This is a genomic window from Rhodoferax koreense, from assembly GCF_001955695.1.
Lineage (GTDB): Bacteria > Pseudomonadota > Gammaproteobacteria > Burkholderiales > Burkholderiaceae_C > Rhodoferax_B > Rhodoferax_B koreensis.
The window spans coordinates 3,854,638-3,876,387 of record NZ_CP019236.1; the positions used below are offsets into that span (position 1 = coordinate 3,854,638).

20 protein-coding genes are annotated in these 21,750 nt (G+C 66.0%); 6 read left to right on the plus strand and 14 right to left on the minus strand.

Annotated features, from left to right (window positions below):
* Positions 1-22: 22 nt before the first annotated feature.
* Both RD110_RS17850 and cydD read right to left on the minus strand, forming a co-directional pair.
* The gene (locus RD110_RS17850) at positions 23-1,723 is read right to left on the minus strand and encodes an amino acid ABC transporter ATP-binding/permease protein (protein ID WP_076200768.1); all 1,701 of its coding nucleotides are present in this window, start codon (positions 1,721-1,723) and stop codon (positions 23-25) included.
* Positions 1,720-3,429 (minus strand): thiol reductant ABC exporter subunit CydD, encoded by a 1,710-nt coding sequence (gene cydD / locus RD110_RS17855; protein WP_076200770.1) that lies wholly within the window; start codon positions 3,427-3,429, stop codon positions 1,720-1,722. Before cydD ends, RD110_RS17850 begins: the two co-directional genes overlap by 4 nt.
* 173 nt (positions 3,430-3,602) lie before the next feature.
* Between cydD and RD110_RS17860 the strand changes: the two genes are divergently transcribed.
* Both RD110_RS17860 and RD110_RS17865 read left to right on the plus strand, forming a co-directional pair.
* Complete coding sequence (locus RD110_RS17860; protein WP_076200771.1) at positions 3,603-3,911, plus strand: flagellar basal body protein; 309 nt, start codon at positions 3,603-3,605, stop codon at positions 3,909-3,911.
* The gene (locus RD110_RS17865) at positions 3,911-4,741 is read left to right on the plus strand and encodes an urease accessory protein UreD (protein WP_076200773.1); all 831 of its coding nucleotides are present in this window, start codon (positions 3,911-3,913) and stop codon (positions 4,739-4,741) included. Before RD110_RS17860 ends, RD110_RS17865 begins: the two co-directional genes overlap by 1 nt.
* A gap of 7 nt (positions 4,742-4,748) precedes the next feature.
* On the opposite strand, the gene RD110_RS17870 is transcribed toward RD110_RS17865, so the two are convergent.
* The 12 genes from RD110_RS17870 to RD110_RS17925 all read right to left on the minus strand — a co-directional run bounded on the left by RD110_RS17870 (position 4,749) and on the right by RD110_RS17925 (position 17,706).
* Positions 4,749-5,858: an adenylate/guanylate cyclase domain-containing protein gene (locus RD110_RS17870; protein ID WP_076200775.1), complete on the minus strand. Its 1,110-nt coding sequence runs from the start codon at positions 5,856-5,858 to the stop codon at positions 4,749-4,751.
* Between the two features lie 89 nt (positions 5,859-5,947).
* Complete coding sequence (gene alaC / locus RD110_RS17875) at positions 5,948-7,156, minus strand: alanine transaminase (protein WP_076200776.1); 1,209 nt, start codon at positions 7,154-7,156, stop codon at positions 5,948-5,950.
* Positions 7,157-7,270: 114 nt separating this feature from the next.
* The gene (locus RD110_RS17880; protein WP_076200778.1) at positions 7,271-8,545 is read right to left on the minus strand and encodes an HDOD domain-containing protein; all 1,275 of its coding nucleotides are present in this window, start codon (positions 8,543-8,545) and stop codon (positions 7,271-7,273) included.
* Positions 8,546-8,750: 205 nt separating this feature from the next.
* Positions 8,751-10,124 carry an HDOD domain-containing protein gene (locus tag RD110_RS17885; protein ID WP_157900237.1) on the minus strand — a complete coding sequence of 458 codons (1,374 nt, stop codon included), beginning with the start codon at positions 10,122-10,124 and terminating at the stop codon, positions 8,751-8,753.
* 109 nt (positions 10,125-10,233) lie between these two features.
* The gene (gene urtE, locus RD110_RS17890; RefSeq protein ID WP_076200781.1) at positions 10,234-10,926 is read right to left on the minus strand and encodes an urea ABC transporter ATP-binding subunit UrtE; all 693 of its coding nucleotides are present in this window, start codon (positions 10,924-10,926) and stop codon (positions 10,234-10,236) included.
* A 2-nt stretch (positions 10,927-10,928) separates the two neighbouring features.
* Positions 10,929-11,804 (minus strand): urea ABC transporter ATP-binding protein UrtD, encoded by an 876-nt coding sequence (gene urtD, locus RD110_RS17895; protein ID WP_076200782.1) that lies wholly within the window; start codon positions 11,802-11,804, stop codon positions 10,929-10,931.
* Positions 11,801-12,904, minus strand: coding sequence for an urea ABC transporter permease subunit UrtC (gene urtC, locus RD110_RS17900; RefSeq protein WP_076200784.1), 1,104 nt, complete (start codon positions 12,902-12,904; stop codon positions 11,801-11,803). The genes urtD and urtC overlap by 4 nt, the downstream gene beginning before the upstream one ends.
* 22 nt (positions 12,905-12,926) lie before the next feature.
* Positions 12,927-14,501, minus strand: coding sequence for an urea ABC transporter permease subunit UrtB (gene urtB, locus RD110_RS17905; protein WP_204249982.1), 1,575 nt, complete (start codon positions 14,499-14,501; stop codon positions 12,927-12,929).
* 261 nt (positions 14,502-14,762) lie between these two features.
* Positions 14,763-16,040: an urea ABC transporter substrate-binding protein gene (urtA, locus tag RD110_RS17910; protein WP_076200785.1), complete on the minus strand. Its 1,278-nt coding sequence runs from the start codon at positions 16,038-16,040 to the stop codon at positions 14,763-14,765.
* 134 nt (positions 16,041-16,174) lie between these two features.
* Positions 16,175-16,405 carry a hypothetical protein gene (locus RD110_RS17915; RefSeq protein WP_076200787.1) on the minus strand — a complete coding sequence of 77 codons (231 nt, stop codon included), beginning with the start codon at positions 16,403-16,405 and terminating at the stop codon, positions 16,175-16,177.
* Between the two features lie 27 nt (positions 16,406-16,432).
* Complete coding sequence (locus tag RD110_RS17920; RefSeq protein WP_157900238.1) at positions 16,433-17,032, minus strand: hypothetical protein; 600 nt, start codon at positions 17,030-17,032, stop codon at positions 16,433-16,435.
* A gap of 35 nt (positions 17,033-17,067) precedes the next feature.
* Positions 17,068-17,706 (minus strand): flavin reductase family protein, encoded by a 639-nt coding sequence (locus tag RD110_RS17925; RefSeq protein WP_076200790.1) that lies wholly within the window; start codon positions 17,704-17,706, stop codon positions 17,068-17,070.
* 259 nt (positions 17,707-17,965) lie between these two features.
* Here RD110_RS17925 and RD110_RS17930 point away from each other — a divergent pair, with 259 nt between their 5' ends.
* The 4 genes from RD110_RS17930 (at position 17,966) to RD110_RS17945 (ending at position 21,720) form a co-directional block, all read left to right on the plus strand.
* Positions 17,966-18,295 (plus strand): hypothetical protein, encoded by a 330-nt coding sequence (locus RD110_RS17930; RefSeq protein WP_076200791.1) that lies wholly within the window; start codon positions 17,966-17,968, stop codon positions 18,293-18,295.
* A 119-nt stretch (positions 18,296-18,414) separates the two neighbouring features.
* Complete coding sequence (locus RD110_RS17935; RefSeq protein WP_076200793.1) at positions 18,415-19,941, plus strand: IS1182 family transposase; 1,527 nt, start codon at positions 18,415-18,417, stop codon at positions 19,939-19,941.
* Between the two features lie 167 nt (positions 19,942-20,108).
* Positions 20,109-20,630 carry a GGDEF domain-containing protein gene (locus RD110_RS17940; protein ID WP_076200794.1) on the plus strand — a complete coding sequence of 174 codons (522 nt, stop codon included), beginning with the start codon at positions 20,109-20,111 and terminating at the stop codon, positions 20,628-20,630.
* A 664-nt stretch (positions 20,631-21,294) separates the two neighbouring features.
* Positions 21,295-21,720, plus strand: coding sequence for a cupin domain-containing protein (locus tag RD110_RS17945; protein WP_076200796.1), 426 nt, complete (start codon positions 21,295-21,297; stop codon positions 21,718-21,720).
* Positions 21,721-21,750: the final 30 nt, after the last annotated feature.

Genomic DNA, 21,750 nt, shown 5'->3' on the forward strand with positions numbered 1-21,750 from the left:
TTTCCTCCGTTTTCCAGAATCTTCAGTCCGGCCGCAGCCGGTTCAATGCCGCGTCGAAGCCCGGCGCGCCGCGGCGCAGGTCGGCCACGATGCGGCCGTGCTGCAGCACGACGAGCCGGTCGGCCAGCGCGGCCTCGCGGCGGATGTGGGTGGCCATCACCAAGGTGCGGCCATCGATCTGTGCGGCGAGGCGGCGCAACACATCGCGCGCCGTCGCCGCGTCCAGCGCCTCGGTGGGTTCGTCCAGCAGCCACAGCGGCACGTCGCGCAGCAGCAGCCGGGCCAGGGCGAGGCGGCGCGACTGACCGCCCGACAGGCCGAGCCCGCCCTCACCCAGCCGCGTGGCGAGGCCGGCCGGCAGGCGCCGCACGTCCTCGGCCAGGCCGGCGGAGCCGAGCGCCCACCACAGCTGGTCGTCGCCGGCCGACGGATCGGCCAGCAACAGGTTGTCGCGCAGGCTGTCCTGGAACAGCTCGGTGCGCTGGGTCAGCAGGCTGGACAGCGGCACGCGCAGGCTGCCGGACTGGGGCGACAGCTCGCCGGCCAGCAAGGCCAGAAGGGTCGATTTGCCGGCGCCGCTGGGGCCCACCAGGGCCACACGCTCGCCGGGCGCGATGACCAGGCCGATGTCGCGCAGCAGCGAAGCACCGGCGTCGCGGCCGGCAGGATGGGCGTGGACCTGGCGCAGCTGCACGTCGGCCGAGGCCGGTTGTACCGGGGCGCGCGCCGGCTTTTTCTCCCAATACGGTGCGAGCCTGCGCGTGGCAAGTACGCAGCGACCGAGTTCTAGAGCGCCGCGGCGCAAGGCGGCGAAAGGCTCCGCGGCGCTGAGCACCAGCAGCAGGGCCAGCGCCGCGATCGGCACACCGATGCGGGCCTGCTCGACCAGCGCGGCCACCACGAGCAGCGTGGCACACAGCGCCAGGCTGCCCACCGCACCGAAGCCGAAGACCGCACGCGCCTCCAGCCGGTTCAGCGTGTCGTCCGCACGGGCCAGACGGGCGTCGGCCGCAGCCAGCGCCGCACATTGCGCGTCGAGCCGGCCGGCCATGGCCAGCTCGGTCTGGCCCGCGACCAGGTCCACCGTGCGGGCGCGCAGCGCTTCCATGGCATGGGCACGGCGGCGCGCCGGCCTCTGCGCCGCATGGGCCAGCGCGCAGGCGATGCCCAGGCCGGCGACCACGAACCACGCGGCAACGCCCAGGCCGAGCCAGGGATCGACGAAGACGGCGAGCGCGATGCCGGCAGCCGCCGCGGCCACCAGTGCCGTACCGAGCGGCACCCAGACGCGCAGGTAGAGCGCATCGAGCGCGTCGACGTCGGCGGTGAGGCGGAACAGCAATCTCGCCGGTTGCCGCAGCAGGCGGCGCGCGGCCTCGGGCTCGGCCCAGCCGCGAAACAGGCGTTCGCGCAGCGCGGTCAGCACGGCCAGCGTGGCATCGTGCGTGACCAGCCGCTCGGCGTAACGGGATCCGCTGCGCCCCAGCGCCAGCAGGCGGATGCCGGCCGAAGGCATGAATACGTCGAAGGCCCAGGCCGTGGCCGCACTCGCGCCCGCGATCGCCGTGGCGGCGATGAACCAGCCCGACAGGCCAAGCAGCAGCATGCCGATGAGGGCCGTGGCCGCGGCCAGTGCCGCGCCGCCCAGCAACTGGGCACCGCGTTCGGCCATGAACAGCCGCAGCAATTGCGACATGGGTGCCCATTGCTGCCACAGCCTCATGGCGTCACCTCGCTGGCCTCGATGAGGCCCGCATGCAGGCGCAGGCTGCGGTCCAGCCGGGCGGCCAGTACCGGGTCGTGCGTGGCCACCAGCATGGTCTTGCCGTGGGCGAGTTGCAGCAGGGCTTCCGTCACGGCTTCGGCGGTGGCCGCGTCCAGGTGGGCCGTGGGCTCGTCGACCAGCAGCAGATCGGCCTGCGGCCGCACCACCGCACGCGCCAGCGCAAGACGCACGGCTTCGCCGCCCGACAGGCCGACGCCACCCTCGCCGAGCATCGCGCCCGCATGGGCCTGGGCTGTGGCGCCGAGCGCGGCGAACCACATCGCCGTGCTGACTTCGGCCGCGCCCACACCGGGCTGCCCCAGCGCCACATTGGCCTGCACCGTGCCCGCGAAAATGTGCGGCTTCTGGCCCAGCCACGCGGTGCGCTGGCGCAGCCTGGATGCGGTTGCCGCCGACATCGTCTCGTCGCCGATGCGGATGCTGCCGCCCTGCACCGGCACCAGGCCGGCGAGGAGCGACAGCAGCGTGGTCTTGCCGGCGCCGCTGTCGGCCAGCAGCGCCACGTGTTCGCCCGCGGCGACATCGAAATCCAGGCCGTCGAACACCGCCCCGCCCGTGCCGGCATGGCTGAATTCGAGCGCACGGACACACAGCGCCGGCGGCCGCGCCGCGCGGGATGCAGCCATCGGCGGCACCGCCGCATCGTTGGCACCGGGCAGCGCCGTGCCGGCCTCGCTGAGCCGCGCCATCGCCGCCAACGCCGCTTCGCCCGCCGCGCGGTCGTGCCACACCAGGGACAGCTCACGCAGCGGCTCGAAGAAGGCGGGCGCGAGCAGCAGCACGAACAGGCCCTGCCCCAGGCTCAGGCGCACGCCCCATGCGCCATAGTTCAATTGGCCGAGCAGATGAAAACCCACGTAGGCGGCCACCATGGCCACGCCGAGCGCAGCGAAAAGCTCAAGCACGGCGCTGGACAGGAACGCGATGCGCAACACGGCCATGGTGCGCCGGCGCAGCGAATCGCCGGCCGCCCGCAGGCGCTGCGCGGTGAAGTCCACCGCGCCCAGCGCGCGCAGGCTGGCCAGGCCGCGCAGGCGGTCCAGCAGGAAGGCGTTCATGCCGCCGATCTCCACCATCTGGGCCTCGCTCGCCGCCTTGGCGCGCCAGCCGACCAGGGCCATGAACACGGGGATCAGCGGCGCGGCCACCAGCAGCACCAGCGCGGCGATCCACGACAACGGGAACACCGCGGCCAGGATGGCCAGCGGCACGACCAGGGCCTTGCATCTGGCTGGCTGGTAACGCGTGAGGTAGGGCACGACGGCTTCGGCCTGCTCGGCCATCACACTGGCCGCCAGGCCGGATGCGGGCCGTGCCGCGTCAAGCGGCGAGCGTGCGGCCAGGGCCCGCGCCACCTGGGCACGCAAGTCGCCGAGGCGCTCGCACGCCGCGCGGAAGCTGCGGCGCAGACCCCAGGCCTCGAGCCCACCACGCGCCAGGCCCAGCGCCAGGAGCATGGCGGCGGGCCAGACCACCGCGCGCGCGCCGCCGCCTTCGAGCAGGCTCTGCAACGCATGGGCCAGCAGGCCGGCCTGCGGCAGCCACAGCAGGCTGGCCACGGTCTGGGGCACGCTGCCAGCGCCCGCGCGCCCTTGCGGATGCGTCGATCCACGGGAACCGGCGGTGTGTTCGGGAGCTTGCATGGGTCTGTATTTTGCCGTAATTTCAGTAATTACTGAAAATTCAAGCCGAAAAACCACAGCAAAACCGCAGTGTGCGCCACCTGATCGCAATCCACTTGATCTGGATCAAGGCAGGGCTGAACGATAATACCCAGGCTCCGTGCCGATGACCACCGCCCAGCCATGACGACCCCATGACGACCATTTCATCCGTTTCCGCGATCTCGATGTCCGGCATGCAGGCTGCGGAGACACGCCTGCAGGCGTCGGCGCACAACATCGCCAACAGCGCCACCGAGGGCTTTCACCGGCAGGAAGTGGTCCAGGCCGCCGAGGCCGGCGGCGGCGTCCAAACGCAGGTCGCGCGTGCCCCCTCCCCCGGTGATGCACCCATTGCGGATGCGCTGGACCAGATCGCCGCCAGGCAGGACTTCCTGGCCAACCTGTCCGTCTTCAAAACCGGCAACCAGATGCTCGGCCGCCTGCTGGACGCCAAAGCCTGATGGCGTGGCACGCCCGGCTGCAGCTGGACTACCTTTTCGAGCGCGAACGCAGCGTCGCGCGCCACCTGCACAGCGGCCCGCTGCGCATCCTGCAAAGCCTGTACCCCGAAGGTGACGCGGTGTGCCACAACGTGCTGGTGCATCCGCCGGGTGGCCTGGTCGGCGGCGATCGGCTCGACCTGCAGGTCAGCGCCGGCCCGGGCGCCCATGGCCTGATCACCACCCCCGGGGCCACGCGCTTCTACCGCTCGGCCGGTGAGCTGGCGCTGCAGCAGACGCAGATCCGGCTTGCCCCCGAGGCCCGGCTCGAATGGCTGCCGGCCGAGGCGCTGTGCTACAACGAATGCCGCGCCGAGAACCACATTGTGTTCGACCTCGCGCCCGGTGCCGAACTCATTGGCTGGGACGTGACCGCGCTCGGCCTGCCCAATGCCGGCCAGCCGTTCGAACGCGGCCAGATCGTGCAGCACCTGGAGATGCCCGGCGTCTGGCTGGAACGCGGCCGCATCGATGCTGCGGATCATCGCTTGATGAACAGCCCGCTGGGCCTGAACGGCCAGCGCTGCACGGCCTCGCTGTTCTTCCTGGCCGGCAGCCCTTTGGAACGCCACCGCCGCCAGCAGGCGCTGGACATGGCGCGCGAAGTCATCGAAGCAAGCGCGTTGAAGGACACGGTCGGCGCGACCAGCCCGAATCCCCAGGTGGTGATGGTGCGCGCCCTGGCCCCGCTGGTGGAGCCGGCGATGCAGCTCATGCAGCGGGTCTGGGCCGCATGGCGCGGGCACTTCTGGAACAAGCCAGCCGTGAAGCCCCGGATCTGGGCGATGTAGCCCCTGGCTACTGGCTTCCGACCAGGATCTGCACGAACATCTGAAGCTTGGTGTTGGTCTCCGAACTCAGCGAAGTGAACTCCAGACCGGCCAGCAGCCGCCCGCCTTCGCGCTTGATCTTCATCACCTTGGCGAAGATGTCGGTGGCCGGGTAGTCGACCAGCGTCATGTCGAAATTGAGCTTCACCTCGAGCCCGATTTCGATCGGGAAGTCGAGCTCGAGCAGCACGCCGTGGTAGCCGATGTCGAGGATGTTGGCCTTGAGCGGGCTCGGCAGCACCTCGTTGCCTTCGACCAGTTGCAGGTTGCACGGGATGCGCACCTCGGCGCGGTGGCTGCGGCGGAACTCCTGGCGCGGCACCTTGAGGTGGCGTGCCGGTATGGCGATGAGCTCGCGCACCTTCACCGGATGCATCTTGCCGGCCACGAAGACCTCGCGCGGTTCGGTCACGAGCACCGAGCGTCCGCCGCGCTGGTAGGTGCTTTCGCTGATCAACACCTGGCCGCGCAGGCTGAAGGCCTCGATGCGCGAGGCCAGGCTGACCTCGTTGCCGATCACCGTGTATTGAGAGAACGACTCGGAACCGAAGCGCCCCGCCATCACCGTGCCGGTGTTGAGCCCGATGCCCATGTACAGCTCGGGCATGCGGCCGCGCTGGTATTGGTCGTTGAGCTCGCGCATGGCCAGCTGCATCTCCACGGCGCAGACCATGGCGCGCAGCACGTCGTCCTCGCGGCTGACCGGCGCGCCGAACAGCACGGTGATCGAGTCGCCGGAGAACTTGTCGACCGTGCCCTGGTTGCGGAAGATCACCTCGCTCATGCGCTCCAGGCACAGGTTGAGCATGGTGACGATGGTGCCGGCCGGGTGCGTGGCGGTGAGGGCCACGAAGCCGCGCAGGTCGGCCACCAGGATGGTCACCTCGCGCTGCTGCACGCCCAGCGCCCCGCCGCTGGCGGGCACGGCGGGCGAAGCCGGGGCGCCAGCCGTCCCGGCGACCTCGGCCAGCAGCGCCGCGGCCTCGGCCTCCGCCGCCGAGCCCAGTGGCGCGCCGGTTTCCCGGGCAATCAGCGCTTGCAGGCGGCTCAGCGCCTGTGTCCCATGGTCGTTGTTCATGCGTTCGTGTGTTCTGTGTTGGATGCGACCGTGATTCTGCCGCGAATCGGCTGCTGCCGGGCCGGTAATCGCCCGGCCCGGCAAACAAATCAAGCGGCCACGCCATCCGCCTTGAACATGGCCTTGATGCCACGCACGGCCTGGCGGATGCGCGCCTCGTTCTCGATGAGCGCAAACCGCACGTGATCGTCGCCGTGGTCGCCGAAGCCGATGCCCGGCGACACGCAGACCTTGGCGCGCTCCAGCAGCCGCTTGGCGAATTCGAGCGAGCCCAGCGCCCGGTAGGCTTCGGGGATGCGCGCCCAGATGTACATCGAGGCCTTGGGGTTTTCCACCATCCAGCCGGCCTCGATCAGGCCCTTGTAGAGCACGTCGCGCCGCGCCTGGTACTGGGCGGCGATGTCCTTCACACATTGCTGGTCGCCTTCAAGCGCGGCGATGGCCGCCACCTGCAGCGGCGTGAAGGTACCGTAGTCGTGGTAACTCTTGATGCGGGCCAGCGCGGCCACGAGGTCCGGGTTGCCGACCATGAAGCCGACGCGCCAACCGGCCATGTTGTAGCTCTTGGACAAAGTGAAGAACTCGACCGCGATGTCCTTGGCACCCGGCACCTGCATGATGCTCGGCGCCTTCCAGCCGTCGAACACGATGTCGGCATAGGCCAGGTCGTGCACCACGAAGATGTCGTGCTTCTTCGCCAGCGCCACCACGCGTTCGAAGAAGTCGAGTTCCACGCATTGCGCCGTCGGGTTGCTCGGGAAGCCCAGCACCATCATCTTCGGCTTGGGATAGCTGCCGCGGATGGCGCGCTCGAGTTCGGCAAAGAAATCGACGCCCGGCACCAGCGGCACGGAGCGGATGTCGGCACCGGCGATCACCGCGCCGTAGATGTGGATCGGGTAGCTCGGGTCGGGCACGAGCACCGTGTCGCCGCGGTCCAGCGTCGCCAGCATCAGATGCGCCAGGCCTTCCTTGGAGCCGATGGTGACGATGGCCTCGGTGTCCGGGTCGATGTCCACCGCATACCGATCCTTGTACCACTTGCTGATGGCGCGGCGCAGCCGCGGGATGCCCTTGCTCGCCGAATAGCCGTGGGTGTCGGGCCGCTGCGCGACCTCGGTGAGCTTGGCCACGATGTGCGCGGGGGTCGCGCCGTCGGGGTTGCCCATGCTCATGTCGATGATGTCCTCGCCACGGCGGCGCGCGGCCAGCTTGAGTTCGGCCGTGATGTTGAAGACGTAGGGGGGCAGGCGGTCGATGCGCGCGAAACGGCGCTTGCCAGCGGATGATGCTGTCATGGAAAACTTTCACGTAAGCGCCCGGAACCGTCCGAGCGACGTGGCCCGCAGAAAGGCAGGCCCGTGAAGATGTTAACCCGGCCGAGGCGGGCGCCCGGCCGCTTCAACGGCTTTTCAACGGCTTTTTTCGTTCCCCGCACCGGACTCGCGCAAGGCGTTGGCCGCGGCCCAGGCCCAGGCCTGGTTCGACAACAGCTGCACCCGCTCGGCACTGACGAAGCCATCGGACACCGCATCGGCGTCCGTCAACGCCCGCGATTCCACCTGGATGGCGGCGCGCAGGAACACGTGCCACGGGCCGGCCTGCTCCACCAGGGCGGACTCAGCCTCCTCGGGCAGGCCCAGGGCCTGCACCACCTCGGCCGTTTCGGTCTCCAGGATCCCGCCCAACATCGACGCCAGGCCCAGCATGAAGAAGCGCCCCGGCTCGCGTTCGCCGCGCTCGACGGCGAGCAGTTCGACCGTGCGCGCGCGCCACAGCGCAATTTCCTGCAATGCCGAAGCCAGCCTGCGCCGCGGCGCGAACTGCATCAGCATCAGTCCGAGCCAACGCTGCAGTTCGTTGCGCCCGAGCATCAGCACCGCCTGGTCGATGCTGGCCACGCCGCCGAGATGGGCGAAGGCCGGGCTGTTCATGCGTTGCAGCAGTCGGAACGACACCCCGATGTCGCCCTTGATGTCGTCGACGATGACGGCCGTGTCCACCCCTGCGTTCAATTGGCCGAGCAACTGCGTGAGGCGGCCGGCTTCGGGCGGCAGCCGCCGGGTGGCACGCGACCTGGGTGCCACGATGTTCATGTCACCGGTGGCGAAATGCACACCGCCCAGCACGGCCAGTTCGAGTTGCTCCAGCTGGACCAGGTCGGTGGCGATGACCGGCGGATGCGATTCCGCGCCCGGCACGACGCCCGTGGCCGCCAGCACTTCGGCCAAGGGCCGCACGGCGTGGCGGGCCAGCAGATAGTCGGGGGCCATGCCGATGTCCGCCTCCGCGTCCCAGGCCAGCTGGGCACCGGCCGCACGGAATTGACGCGCCACTTCAACCACGGCCTGCAGGGTCCCGGGCGCCAAGGGCTGTGCCGGGTCGAACTCCAGTCCGATCAGGGTGCGAGGCTCGGTCTTGGGCACTGCGGCATGCACCAGCCAGGCAGCGGGCAGGCGCGCGAAACCGAGCCGCCCCTCCAGCGCCACGAGCCGGGCCGCCACAAGCACCGCCGCCACCTGGGCCGCCTGCGACGCAGGGTCGCCGTCGGCCATCAATTCACGCTGCATCTCCGGGTCGATGCGAAATTCGAAGCCGGCGATGTCTCCGCTTGAGGACAACAAGGGACGCCGCAGTGTCAGCACCATCGGCAGCACGACCTCGGGCGGCTGCAACGGTGCGGCCATGCCGACTCCCTTCCCGCCCCGCGGATCGCCAGGGTTGGTGGAAACAATGCCTTTGGGCAGGACACGCCGGAGGAATTTCATGGCTTGGCTAGGGCAATGGGGTCGCCGGACTTTAGACCTTGTGGCGGCTCTTGTGGTGATTTCATCCGTCGGGCGTCACAGTTCGGTCATGGCGGGCGCCGCGCCGGGCACGGCGATCCTGGCATCAGGCCACTCCGACCGCGTCGGTTTCGCGCGCCATGTTTTCCGATGCCCAGGTCCAGGCCTGTGCAGACAATTCGTAGACGCGGGCGGCGCTGGCGAAGCCATCGGCCACGGCGCTGCTCTCGTCGGCGCTCTGGTCTTCCACCTGGGCGGCCGTGCGCAGGTAGACGTACCACGGACCGGCGCCCTCCACCAGGGCCTGGGCGGCCTCGGGCGGCAGGCTCAGCGTGCTGGCCACTTCCGGCGCATCGATCTGCAGGATGGCGCCGAGCATGGAGGCCAGGCCCAGCGTGAAGAACCGGCCGGGCTCGCGCTCGCCGCGCTCCACCGCCAGCAGCTCGAGCAGCCGCGCGCGCCACAGCGCGACCTCCTGCAGCCCGGGCGAGAGGGTGCGGGCCTGGGCGAACTGCATCATCATCAGCGACAGCCAGCGGTGCAGGTCGTTGCGGCCGAGCAGCGGCACGGCCTGGTCGATGCTGGCCACGCCGCCCAGTTGCGCGAAGCTGGCGCTGTTCATGCGCTGCAGCAGGCGCACCGAGACGCTGACGTCGCCCTTGATGGCGCGCACGATCACATCGGTATCGGCCCCGGAGGACAGCTGCGCCAGGAGCCGCGCGATGCGACCGATCTCCGGCGCGAGCACGCCGGTGCGGTCGGCCACCGCCTGCGGCGTGAGCTGGCCGCTGGCAAGATGAGCCCCGCCGCCCAGTGCAGACTCAAGCTCCTCCACGCTGGCCAGATCGGTCGCGATCACCGGGTACTGCTGCAGAGTCGCCGGCCGGGCGCCGACCGCCTTGACAAGTTCGGCCAGCGGCCAGCTCGGCAGCGGCTTCCACAGCAGGAAGTCGGGCTTGGCGTCGAGCGGCTGGCGCACCGCGTCCCAGGCCAGCTTGGCGCCGACCTCGCGAAAACGCAGCAGCGTGGCCACCACCGCCTGCCGCTCGGCCGCTGAAACCGGCGAGGCCGCGTCGAACTCCACGCCCAGCACCAGGCCGGACTCGTCCCTCGGTACCGCCGCCCGGGTCAGCCAGGCCGCCGGCAGCCGCGCAAATCCGATGCGGCCGTCCAGTGCCACGAGCCGCGCCGCCACCAGCACCGCGGCCACCTGGGCCGCCTGTGCGTCGGTGTCGTGCGCGCACTGGCGCATCACCTCTTCGCTCACGCGGAATTCGAAACCTGCCACCTCGCCGTTGGGGGCCATCAGCGGTCGCCTGGCCGCGAGCGCGGCAGCCCGCACGGGAAGAGGATCTGCCGCTGGCGTGCGCGGCGCCGATGCAGTCGACGGGGAAACAGGTGCCGGCGCGGCGGCTTGCCGCGCGTGCGCCGGGCGCGGTCCGAAGAATCTGCCGAGCACCCGCTGGAAGAAAGTGGTCATGGAGGTAGGCATCCGGGAGTTGCGGTCAACACCTCAACTCTATCCGTAAATGCCACAAGCGTATGAAATTGTTACTTGACTTGATCCTGGACAAGTACGCCCTCTTCCCTCAAATGGCCACGAGACTGCGTACCCCATTGGCTTCCATGTCCTTGCCGAGTCCGCGCGCGATGAATTCGCCGCGCTCCATGACCAGGTAGTCATCGGCCAGTTCCTGCGCGAAGTCGTAGTACTGCTCGACCAGCAGGATGGCCATGTCGCCACGGTCGGCGAGCATGCGGATCACGCGGCCGATGTCCTTGATGATGGAAGGCTGGATGCCTTCGGTGGGCTCGTCGAGGATCAGCAGCTTCGGGCCGGCGGCCAGCGCCCGCGCGATGGCGAGCTGCTGCTGCTGCCCGCCCGAGAGGTCGCCGCCGCGGCGGTGCATCATCTGCTTCAGCACCGGGAACAGCGTGAAGAGTTCGGCCGGGATGGGTGTGCCGGCGCTCTTGTAGGCCAGGCCCATGCGCAGGTTCTCTTCCACGGTGAGGCGCGCGAAGATTTCCCGGCCCTGCGGCACGAACCCGACGCCGGCCCGCGCACGCTCATAGGGCGTGGCACTCTGGATCGGTTTGCCGTCGAGCTCGATGGTGCCGGTCTTGATCGGGATCAGGCCCATCAGGGATTTGAGCAGTGTCGTCTTGCCCACGCCATTGCGGCCCAGCAGGACGGTGACCTTGCCCAGGGTGGCGGTCAGGCTCACGTCGCGCAGGATGTGCGAACCGCCGTAATACTGGTTGATGTTTTTTGCGTTCAGCATGTTCAGCGGCCCAGATAGACTTCGATGACGCGTTCGTCGGCCTGCACCTGGTCCAGCGTGCCTTGCGCCAGCACGCTGCCATCGCACAGCACCGTCACGATCTCGGAGATCGTCTCGATGAAACTCATGTCGTGCTCCACCACCATCAGCGAATGTTTGCCCTTGAGTGTGAGGAACAACTCGGCGGTGCGCGCCGTCTCCTCGTCCGTCATGCCCGCCACCGGCTCGTCCAGCAGCAGCAGCTTCGGGTCCTGCATCAGCAACATGCCGATCTCGAGCCACTGCTTCTGCCCGTGGCTCAGGTTGCCCGCCATGCGCGACACGCTGTCCGTCAGGTGGATCGTGTGCAGCATCTCGGCGAGTTTGTCGCTCTGCGCCGAATCGAGCTTGTGCAGCATCGAAGACTTCACCCGCTTGTCCATCTTCAGCGCCAGTTCGAGGTTCTCGAACACACTGAGTTTCTCGAACACCGTCGGCTTCTGGAACTTGCGGCCGATGCCGAGCTGGGCGATCTGCGGCTCGTTGTGGCGCAGCAGGTCGATGGTGCTGCCGAAGAACACCTTGCCCGTGTTGGGCCGCGTCTTGCCGGTGATGATGTCCATCATCGTCGTCTTGCCTGCACCGTTCGGCCCGATGATGCAACGCAGCTCACCCGGCGCGATGTCGAGCGACAGGCCGTTGATGGCCTTGAAGCCGTCGAAGCTCACGTGCACGTCTTCGAGGTAGAGGATGCGGCCGTGCGCCACATCGACTTCGCCGGGCGTGTGCACGCGCGAGAAGCCGGCTTCGCGGCCGCCGGACTCGGTGCTGCCGGTCTTGGCGGCACCGCTCTTCGCTGCGGCGCGCCGTGCGCCCTCTTCCATCAGATCGGGGGTCATGCCCGGCCTCCCTTCAACTTCTTCACCAGGCCCACCACCCCATCGGGCAGGAACAAGGTCACGGCAATGAACAACGCACCCAGAAAATACAGCCAGAACTCCGGATAGGCCACGGTGAGCCAGCTCTTCGCGCCGTTGACGATGAAGGCGCCGAGGATCGGCCCGATCAGCGTGGCGCGCCCACCTACCGCCGCCCAGATGGCGATCTCGATCGAGTTCGCCGGGCTCATCTCGCTCGGGTTGATGATGCCGACCTGGGTCACATACAGCGCCCCGGCCACGCCGCACATCACGGCCGAAATCACCCAGATGCTGAGCTTGTAGCCCAGCGGCGAATAACCCGAGAACATGACCCGCGTTTCCGCGTCGCGGATGGCCTGCAGCACCCGGCCGTACTTGCTGCCCACCAGCCATTTGGCGAACAGGAAGAAGCCGAGCAGCACCAGGCCGGTGATGACGAACAGCGTCATGCGCATCGAGGTGGTGGCCATCGGCATGCCGAGGATGCGCTTGAAGTCGGTGAAGCCGTTGTTGCCCCCAAAGCCGGTCTCGTTGCGGAAGAACAGCAGCATCGCGGCAAACGTCATGGCCTGGGTGATGATGGAGAAGTACACCCCCTTGATGCGCGAGCGGAAGGCGAAGAAGCCGAAGATGCCGGCCACGATGCCCGGCACCAGCACCACCAGGAACAACGTGGCCGTGAAGCTGCCGCTGAGCATCCAGTGCCAGGGCAGTTCCTTCCAGTCGAGGAACACCATGAAGTCGGGCAGATCGCTCTTGTAGTTGCCGTCGCGGCCGATCTGGCGCATCAGGTACATGCCCATGGCATAACCGCCGAGCGCGAAGAACAGGCCGTGGCCGAGGCTGAGGATGCCGGTGTAGCCCCAGATCAGGTCCATGGCGAGCGCGGCGATGGCGTAGCACATGATCTTGCCGACCAGCGCGATGGCGTAGTCGCTCATGTGGAACGGGCTGCCTGCGGGAATCCACAGGTTCAGCACCGGCACCACGGCGCAGACCACGATCAGTGCCACGAAGAAACTGCTCCAGCCGGTGCGGGTCAGCAGCGGGCCTTTGGGGGGGAGGGAAACGGTCGGCATAGGGGTGGTTGGGTTTCGCATGTCAGGCTTCCGCAGAGCGGCCTTTCATGGCGAAGATGCCTTGCGGACGCTTCTGGATGAAGATAATGATGAACGCCAGCACGGCGATCTTGGCCAACACGGCCCCGGTCCAGCCCTCGAGGAACTTGTTGAGGATGCCCAGGCCCATGGCGGCGTAGACGGTGCCGGCCAGTTGGCCCACGCCGCCGAGCACCACCACCATGAACGCGTCCACGATGTAGCCCTGGCCGAGGTCGGGGCCGACGTTGCCGACCTGGCTCAGCGCGCAACCGGCCAGGCCGGCGATGCCCGAGCCGAGCGCGAAGGCATAGGTGTCGATGCGCGCGGTGTTCACGCCCATGCAGGAGGCGATCGGCCGGTTTTGCGTGACGCCGCGCACGAACAGGCCGAGCCGCGTCCGGCCGATCAGCCAGCCCACGCCCAGCAGCACGGCCACGGCGAAGGCGATGATCACCAGGCGGTTGTAGGGCAGCGAAAGATTGGCCAGCACCTGCACGCCGCCGCTCATCCACACCGGGTTTTCCACGCCGACGTTCTGCGCGCCGAACAGGCTGCGCACGCCTTGCTGCAGCATCAGGCTGATGCCCCAGGTGGCGAGCAGGGTCTCCAGCGGGCGGCCGTAGAGGAAACGCAGCACGCTGCGCTCCAGCGCCGCGCCGACCAGGGCCGAGGCCAGGAACGACACCGGCACAGCGGCCAGCAGGTACCAGTCGAAGGCACCCGGAAAGTATTTGATGAACACGGTCTGCACCACATAGGTGGCGTAGGCACCGATCATCATGAGCTCGCCGTGGGCCATGTTGATCACGCCCATCAGCCCGTAGGTGATGGCCAGGCCAAGTGCCACCAGCAGCAGGATCGAGCCCAGGCTGATGCCGCTGAAGACGGCGCCGAGCTTGTCGCCCCAGGCCAGCGCGGCGTCGACCTTGTCGAGCGCGGCCTGCAGCGCCACCTTGACGTCGGCCTCGGGTTCGTTCTGCAGCCGGGCCAGCAGCACGGTCTTGGTGGCCGGGTTGCTGCTTTCGGCCAGGGTCTTGATGGCGTCGAGGCGCTTGGCCTTGTCTTCGCTGTTGACCAGCAAGGCGCCGCGCAGCAGGCCGAGCTGGGCCTTGATGGCCGGCACGGTCTCGGCGGCGAAGGCTTTCTCGACGATCGGCAGCTTGTTCTCGTCCGGCTCGGCGAGCAGGGTCTTGACGGAGGCGGCACGCACCGCGTCGTCCTTGGAGAACAGCTTGGCGGCGGCGAGCGCATTGTCGAGCTCGCCGCGCATCTGGTTGTTGTTGATCACGTCTTCCGCATCGGCGGGCAGCGTCAACGCGGCGCCAGTGACCGGATCGACAGCCTTGTCACCCTGCACGACGAATACCTTGTCGCCCTGGGTCTTGACCTGGTCGTCCGAGAGCGCCTGGATGAAGGCCACCGTCTTTTCGTCGGCATTGACCACGGCCTTGGCCAGGGCGGTCATGCGGTCTTCGGTTTCGCCGATGGCGATGCTCTTGGCTTCATCGGCGGTCAGCGCATGCGCATGGCCGGCGATCACCAGCAGCAGTATCAGGAATGTGTTTCGTATCGACATGAGGCGCCTGGTGGGTCGTGCAGGTGCTTCGACAAGCTCAGCACGAAGGGGTGGCAGAAAATCAGCACGAACGGGAATTGGAATCGGCACGAGCAGCGTAATCCCCACGAACGGGCCGCAAGAACGTGCCTGCCTTATTCCAGAGACACCGCGGAACTGGCCCTTCGACAAGCTCAGGAGAGCCTCCGCCAGGCCGCTGGTGTCGCCCCCTGCAAGGGGGGAGGAGCTACACGAAGTGAGCGACTTGGGGGTGTGCCAAGTTCATTTCTTGACAGGTTCGTCAGGCTTGCCGGCATTGCCTTCGATGTACGGGCTCCATGGCTTGGCCTTGACCGGGCCAGGCGTCTTCCACACCACGTTGAACTGGCCGTCGGCCTTGATTTCGCCGATGAACACCGATTTGTGCAGGTGGTGGTTCTTCGCGTCCATTTCGGAGACGATGCCCGAAGGTGCGTTGAACTTCTGGCCGGCCATCGCGGCGATGACCTTGTCGGTGTCGGTGGACTTGGCCTTCTCCACAGCCTGCTTCCACATGTTGATGCCGATGTAGGTGGCTTCCATCGGGTCGTTGGTCAGAGGCTTGTCCGAGCCGGGCAGCTTCTTGGCCTTGGCGTAGTCGCTCCACTTCTTGATGAACTCGGTGTTGGCCGGGCTCTTGATGCTCATGAAGTAGTTCCAGGCGGCCAGGTGACCGACGAGTGGCTTGGTGTCCACGCCGCGCAGTTCTTCCTCACCCACGGAGAAGGCGACGACCGGCACGTCCTTGGCCTTCAGGCCGGCATTGCCGAGTTCTTTATAGAACGGCACGTTGGAGTCACCGTTGATGGTGGAGACCACGGCCGTCTTGCCGCCAGCGGAGAACTTCTTGATGTCAGCCACGATGGTCTGGTAATCGCTGTGGCCGAACGGGGTGTACTTCTCGTCGATGTCCGATTCCTTCACGCCCTTGCTCTTCAGGTAGGCGCGCAGGATCTTGTTGGTGGTGCGGGGGTACACATAGTCGGTACCCAGCAGCACCCAGCGCTTGGCGCCGCCGCCGGCCTTGCTCATCAGGTAGTCGACGGCGGGGATGGCTTGCTGGTTGGGCGCTGCGCCGGTGTAGAACACGTTCTTCGACAGCTCTTCACCTTCGTACTGCACGGGGTAGAACAGCAGGCCGTTCATTTCCTCGACCACCGGCAGCACCGACTTGCGCGACACGGAAGTCCAGCAGCCGAAGATCACGGCGACCTTGTCCTGGCCGAGCAGTTGCTTGGTCTTCTCGGCGAACAGCGGCCAGTTGGAGGCCGGGTCGACGATCACGGGCTCGAGCTTCTTGCCCAGCACACCGCCCTTGGCGTTGATCTCGTCGATGGCCATCAGCACGGTGTCTTTCAACACGGTTTCCGAAATGGCCATCGTGCCCGACAGGCTGTGCAGCACGCCGACCTTGATGGTGTCCTGCGCATAGGCAGGCAAGGCGGACAAACCCGTCATGGCCGCAACGGCGGTAACGGCGGTGGCGGCACTGAGGGCCTTGAGGGTGAAACGACGTTGCATCTGAGCTTCTCCAAAGTTGATTGAATCCTCGCCGCGATGGCCCCGTGTCTTTCGGGACTGTCGCGTCGATGGACCAACTTTAGGGAAGCGGGTCGGAATCGGAAATACGCCGGGTGGCGTATCCCGCCGCCCGGTCAGTGGGCCAGCGCGGCCACCATGTGCTCGGCCGCCTGCGCGGCTTCGTCGCGCGTAGACCAGCTCTGGCCATTGCCGGCCAGGGGCGCCAGGCCTTCCACGTGCACCACGTCAATGGTCCACGGCCCGTCGCCGACGCGGCACAGCCGGGCCATGAAGTTGCGGCCATTGGCCATGCCGGGGACATAGGCCTCGATCGTTTCGGGCTCGGGTGTTTGCTCGTGTTCCATCGGGCGCTCTGAAAAAAGCACGGATTATCAGGGCGCCGACACCCGCACCTGGATCAATTGCCGCACGTTCGCCGCCGCGCGGCTGCTGTAGACGCCCTTTTGCGCCTGCTCACCGCCGGTGGACGCCAGCGTCACCCACTGCCCGAGCGGCGCACTGACCGTGGTGCTGAACTGGCTGCGCTGCTGGTTGGGCAATTCGGCGCCGGTGGAAGCATCGACGCTGGCCGAAGTCACATCGATCTGCAGGCTCACCGGCTGCTTGCCGCCGGGCCAGCGCGGCGTCACCGTGAAGCCCTGGCCGGCCTCCATCCACACCAGGCCGTAGCTCACGCCCGCCCCTTCGTTGTAGCCCCCTTGCGACACCGACTGCGTCCACTTCACCGGCAGCGACTGGCCCATGCGCAGCACGGCCTTCTCGCCGTTGCGCACCTGCACCTGCTGCGGCGCCAGTGGCGGCGTGCGCGGCCGGGTGCCGACCACGTAGCCGGCTTGCTCGTCGATCTGGCGCAGTTCGACCGTGAGGTCGCCACGCAGCGCCTTGGCCGACCCCTTGGCGGGCGTCTGCGCCCATGCCGGCACGGTGAGGGCCAGCAGGGCTACAAGACGGAATGGAAAATGGGGGCGCATGGTGCAGGCCATTCTTCCACGAAGGCAGGCGCCGATCAAACCCTGGGCCGCCACATCTTGAACAAGGCCTCGGGCCCGATCTCGAAGTAATCCGCCGGCCCGCCGCCGCGCAGGATCGGCCGGGCCGCGGCCGTGTCGTAGATGCCCTCCTTCAGCAGCGTTTTGGCGATGTGCACCGCCACCACCTCGCCGAGGACCAGCCAGGTCGGCACCTTGGTGCCGTCCGCGCCCTGCAGTTGCAGGATCTGGGAAACCTTGCATTCGAACGACACCGGGCTCTCAAGCACACGCGGCACCTGGATGATTTTCGAGGCGACAGGCGTCAGGCCGGCCAGCGCGAACTCGTCCACCTCCGGCGGCACTGCCGCGCAACTCTGGTTCATCGGCTCGGCCAGCGCCCGCGTGGCCAGGTTCCAGCCGAATTCGCGGGTCTGCTCGATGTTGCGCAGGCTGTCCTTGGCGCCGATGCTGGCGAAACCGACGATGGGCGGGATGTAGTTGAAGGCGTTGAAGAAGCTGTAAGGCGCGAGGTTCAGCCGGCCCTCGGCGTCGTGCGACGAGATCCACCCGATCGGCCGCGGGCCGACGATGGCGTTGAACGGATCGTGCGGCAGGCCGTGGCCGTTTTTGGGTTCGTAGAAGTGGGTGGTTTCGGTGGTGGGGGTGTCTGGCAAGAGGGGCTCCCAGGAGGTGGTCGGTGCAGATGGTGGCTGTCGCCGCTGGCATAGCATGCGGGACCGAACGCGGGAAGGCCGACGGCCATTCCTGCAACACGCCCACCCCACACGCCCTGTCGGTTATACCCGCATCGGCTTCGCCACAATCGCCGGAAGTGGCGTCAGGACTGGATCTCCCGCGCGCTGCAGGCACATGGACAGCGTGAACGTTTTAACGGATATATTTCGAAAACGGAAACGAAATCACGTTAGCCCTATGGATGCCCAGTCCACTCTCGCGGTAATCGAATACCTGGTGTCCCAATCTGCCGCTCGCGTTGGGAAGGTTGACGGCGAGCGTTCCGGGGTGGCTGAGGAGTACGTTGCAATCTTTGACGAGTTGGATTCGCTTACCGCAGACGAGTTCTCCGAGGTGCTTGCGATGTACCTGGTTGGCTCCAGTCGAGTGAAAGACTTCGAGCAGGCGCGTGAGGTTGCAGTAGCTGCCAAGTTTTCTCCTTTGGAAGCCATGGCTCACGACATCAATCTTCACGTTGTGCTTGCCCGCGGCCTTGAAGCGTATCGTGATCATGTCCACAAGGGCTAACCCATCCTTGCAGCGGACCGCCTTTGGCAACCGCTGAAGTCAGACGTTGAGGCTGTAAAAAAACCTCCTGCGCCGTGCTGATCCAGTTGAATTGGCATCGCGCTTGCATGTTCATAAGCATGCCGCGCTACAAACCCCAAGAACGCCATAGCCTGCTGCTGCCGGTGGTGCTCAGTGAGCAGATCGTCCCAGGCACATTTGCCTTCGCACTGGACTACCTGGTCGATCACGAACTGGATCTGTCAGAGCTCGATGCCCGCTTCAGGAACGACGAGGTGGGCGCCAGCGCCTACGACCCGCGCGTGATGCTCAAGGTTGTGCTGCTGGCCTACAGCCAGGGCGTGATCTCCAGCCGTGCCATCGAACGGGTTTGCCAGCGCGATGTGCAGTTCATCGCCATCGGAGGTGACAGCCAGCCCAGCCACGCGCACATCGCCAAGTTCGTCAGCACCCTGGGCGAGCAGATCAAGCCCTTGTTCGCGCAAGTGCTGATAACCTGCGACGCCCAGGGCCTGATCGGGCGCGAGATGTTCGCCATCGACGGCGTGAAGCTGCCAAGCAACGCCAGCAAGGAGCGCAGCGGCACCCACGAAGAACTGCGCCACCGCGCACAACGCCTGGACGAGGCCGCCGATCGCATCGTGGAGCTTCACCAGAGCCATGACAACAGCACGTCGGAGCAACCCTTGGAGGCCAAACGCCAGGCCCGTATCGACGCTCTGCGCAAAGAGGCAGCGCGCACGCGGGAGTTTGTTGCCACCAGCGAGCCGCGCACCAACGCCAAGGGACAGGAACTCAAGGCCAACGTCACCGACCCCGAAAGCGCCAAGATGGCCACCAACAAGGGTGTGGTCCAGGGTTACGCCGCGCAGGCCGCTGTGGACAGTGCCCACCAGGTGATAGTGGCTGCCGATGTGATCGGCGCGGGCTCGGAGCAATCGATGCTGCTGCCCATGATCGAACAGAGTGCGCCGTACCGCGACGACACCACCCTGGTCACAGCCGATGCGGGCTACCACAGCGATGCCAACATGCAAGCGCTGATGCAACAGAACATCCCGGCGTTGATCGCCGACCACCAGATGCGCCAACGCGATGAACGCTTCAAGGACCAAGGCAAACACAAAGCCAAGGGGGACGCGCTGTACGACAAGCAGCCTACGGGCAATGGCAAGCCGATCCAACGTTTCAGGCCGCAGGACTTCGAGTTCCATGACGACAACACCGCGACCTGCCCGGCGGGAATGGCGCTCAGGAGCAACGGCAGCAAATACACCACGGCAACCGGCCAGCGATATCAGCTATATAACGCGCAGGCTGCGGACTGCCAGGAATGCGCTCTGCGCCATCAGTGCCTGAAAGACCCCAAGAGGGCACGCGGCAGACAGGTCACCCGGTTCGAGCCCAAAGCCAGAGACCCCAACCACCCCAGCGAGCGGATGAAAGGAGCCATCGACTCGGCCAAGGGGCGGCGCCTGTACAGCCAGCGCATAGGCACCGTGGAGCCGGTGTTCGGCAATATCCGGCACAACAAGTGGCTTACGCGGCTGAATCTGCGCGGGCGCGAGAAGGTCAACACGCAGTGGCATCTGTACTGCATGGTGCACAACATTGAGAAGCTGGCCAACCGTGGGTGGAGGCAGTGAGAAAGAGGCCGCGGGAAGCGGCTGCCAAGGGCACAATGGCGGTTCCGAAGGCTTCGGAACTCAGAGACAGTGCAGCTATGAAATTTCCGATCTTACAACGCGATGAATGCCCCGGCCAAAGCGCGCGGATTGGGGTTTTTGGTCAGCCTCGTTGAGGCCGTTCAGAAATGACCGAAACCGAGATTGATTCGCTAACACAAGTTCTGCTCCCAAACCCTGGGCGTGAACTCCTTCGGCATATGCACCATGCAGCGCAGGTCTCGGACTCGACACTGGCCATCTTGTACATAGACATTGATAACTTCAAACGATTTAATGGTCACAACGGGCATTTACTAGGCGATGAAGTGTTAAAAGAACTTGCTACCCTTTTAAAGTCACAGCTAGACCCTAAACAAATAGTATTCCGTATAGCCGGTGATGAGTTCGTTGTTATTCTTCCTGAAATTACGACGGAAGATGCAAAGTATTTAGCACAAACAATTTGTGATATCGCAAGAAGAAAATTAACCCCACCGCAACCCACGCACTGTGGTGACAAACCCTGTCAGGGGCCAATCAAACTAACAGTTTCAATTGGTATTGCCACCATGCGACCCGATGAACGTAGTCATCTGCAGCTATTGCAAGAAGCAGAGGACAAAATGTATGAGGCCAAAGAAGCTGGTCGTGGTCGTTATGTAATATGAGAACGTATAACTTTACGTTCAAGAGTGACGCCGCAGAGGCGCATCGCCCCTTGACTCCACGGTCTATAGAATCATGCGCTTCGCTCTTGCCACGTTAATTCTTGCAATAGCTCTGCCCGTTTGGGCGGCGGCCACAGAGATTCCAATCATATTTCAGGGAAGTACAGCAAGACCTACCAGGTGCGAGATTACAGTGAGGATTGCTCTCGCACCGATGACGATCAATGCGGCCTGTTCGATGTCAGCGATGAAGTCGAGATTACCCCGTTGTCAAAATTTTCCGCAGCAGTTCGGATATTTATCGCTGCCGAAAATGAGCACAGTTGCACCCTGGTCGGTGTAGGAAAGTGGCAGCGCGATCGGCTCGTAGTCGAGCAACCGGCGGAACCCGGGGAGCTTGGTGTTTGAACCGTGTCAATTGAGTTTTCATCCGCCGGAATTTCCAGTCTTGACGGCGCACCTATGCAAATATGCGTGAGAAATTGCGGAGCGCGTGCATCGCTCGCAACCTATGACCTAAAACACATACGCGAGTCGCCATGATGAGTGACCTTATATCGAGCGGACCGCTTCTGGCAGGCTCCGCCCGCGTCCAGCGGCCTCTCATCTCATGAGTTGAGCATCACCACCTCCCTACCATCGCCAAGCCAGACAGGAAACGCCCATGCCTCCCACCGAAATCCAAGCCGGCCAGCTTCGCATCCGTTACCTCATCGACGGCTCGCCAACCGCGAGCCTAGGCATGTTCGAGCTCTCCGTCCCGCCGGGCTCCAACGTCCCGCCGCACCACAGCCACACCCACAACGAAGAAATCGTCTACGTGCTCGAAGGCACGTTGCGCTACTCGGTGGGCGACGAAACGCGCGACCTCACACCCGGCGAAACCATGCAAACCCCCAAGGGCTCCGTGCACGGCTTCTCTAACCCGTTCGAGAGCGTCGCACGCGCGCTGATCACCCTGGCGCCCGACATCGGTCCCAAGTATTTCGAAGACGTCGCCGCCGTCATCAACGCGGGTGGTCCCCCAGACAAGGCGGCGCTGGTCGCCGTCATGGCGCGATACGGCCTGGTGCCGGCCGCCCCGAAGTAACCATCCGTCGCACACTCCCCGAAAAGGAAC

What these genes read in the sequence shown, in the direction of transcription:
- urtA (WP_076200785.1), bottom strand. Translation starts at nt 16,040, where the DNA reads ATGCAACGTCGTTTCACCCTCAAGGCCCTCAGTGCCGCCACCGCCGTT.
- RD110_RS17930 (WP_076200791.1), top strand. Translation starts at nt 17,966, where the DNA reads ATGGATGCCCAGTCCACTCTCGCGGTAATCGAATACCTGGTGTCCCAA.
- RD110_RS17920 (WP_157900238.1), bottom strand. Translation starts at nt 17,032, where the DNA reads ATGCGCCCCCATTTTCCATTCCGTCTTGTAGCCCTGCTGGCCCTCACC.
- RD110_RS17935 (WP_076200793.1), top strand. Translation starts at nt 18,415, where the DNA reads ATGCCGCGCTACAAACCCCAAGAACGCCATAGCCTGCTGCTGCCGGTG.
- urtE (WP_076200781.1), bottom strand. Translation starts at nt 10,926, where the DNA reads ATGCTGAACGCAAAAAACATCAACCAGTATTACGGCGGTTCGCACATC.
- RD110_RS17850 (WP_076200768.1), bottom strand. Translation starts at nt 1,723, where the DNA reads ATGAGGCTGTGGCAGCAATGGGCACCCATGTCGCAATTGCTGCGGCTG.
- urtC (WP_076200784.1), bottom strand. Translation starts at nt 12,904, where the DNA reads ATGCCGACCGTTTCCCTCCCCCCCAAAGGCCCGCTGCTGACCCGCACC.
- RD110_RS17915 (WP_076200787.1), bottom strand. Translation starts at nt 16,405, where the DNA reads ATGGAACACGAGCAAACACCCGAGCCCGAAACGATCGAGGCCTATGTC.
- RD110_RS17880 (WP_076200778.1), bottom strand. Translation starts at nt 8,545, where the DNA reads ATGGCCGCACCGTTGCAGCCGCCCGAGGTCGTGCTGCCGATGGTGCTG.
- urtB (WP_204249982.1), bottom strand. Translation starts at nt 14,501, where the DNA reads ATGTCGATACGAAACACATTCCTGATACTGCTGCTGGTGATCGCCGGC.
- RD110_RS17945 (WP_076200796.1), top strand. Translation starts at nt 21,295, where the DNA reads ATGCCTCCCACCGAAATCCAAGCCGGCCAGCTTCGCATCCGTTACCTC.
- RD110_RS17870 (WP_076200775.1), bottom strand. Translation starts at nt 5,858, where the DNA reads ATGAACAACGACCATGGGACACAGGCGCTGAGCCGCCTGCAAGCGCTG.
- alaC (WP_076200776.1), bottom strand. Translation starts at nt 7,156, where the DNA reads ATGACAGCATCATCCGCTGGCAAGCGCCGTTTCGCGCGCATCGACCGC.
- urtD (WP_076200782.1), bottom strand. Translation starts at nt 11,804, where the DNA reads ATGACCCCCGATCTGATGGAAGAGGGCGCACGGCGCGCCGCAGCGAAG.
- RD110_RS17940 (WP_076200794.1), top strand. Translation starts at nt 20,109, where the DNA reads ATGACCGAAACCGAGATTGATTCGCTAACACAAGTTCTGCTCCCAAAC.
- RD110_RS17865 (WP_076200773.1), top strand. Translation starts at nt 3,911, where the DNA reads ATGGCGTGGCACGCCCGGCTGCAGCTGGACTACCTTTTCGAGCGCGAA.
- RD110_RS17860 (WP_076200771.1), top strand. Translation starts at nt 3,603, where the DNA reads ATGACGACCATTTCATCCGTTTCCGCGATCTCGATGTCCGGCATGCAG.
- RD110_RS17885 (WP_157900237.1), bottom strand. Translation starts at nt 10,124, where the DNA reads ATGACCACTTTCTTCCAGCGGGTGCTCGGCAGATTCTTCGGACCGCGC.
- cydD (WP_076200770.1), bottom strand. Translation starts at nt 3,429, where the DNA reads ATGCAAGCTCCCGAACACACCGCCGGTTCCCGTGGATCGACGCATCCG.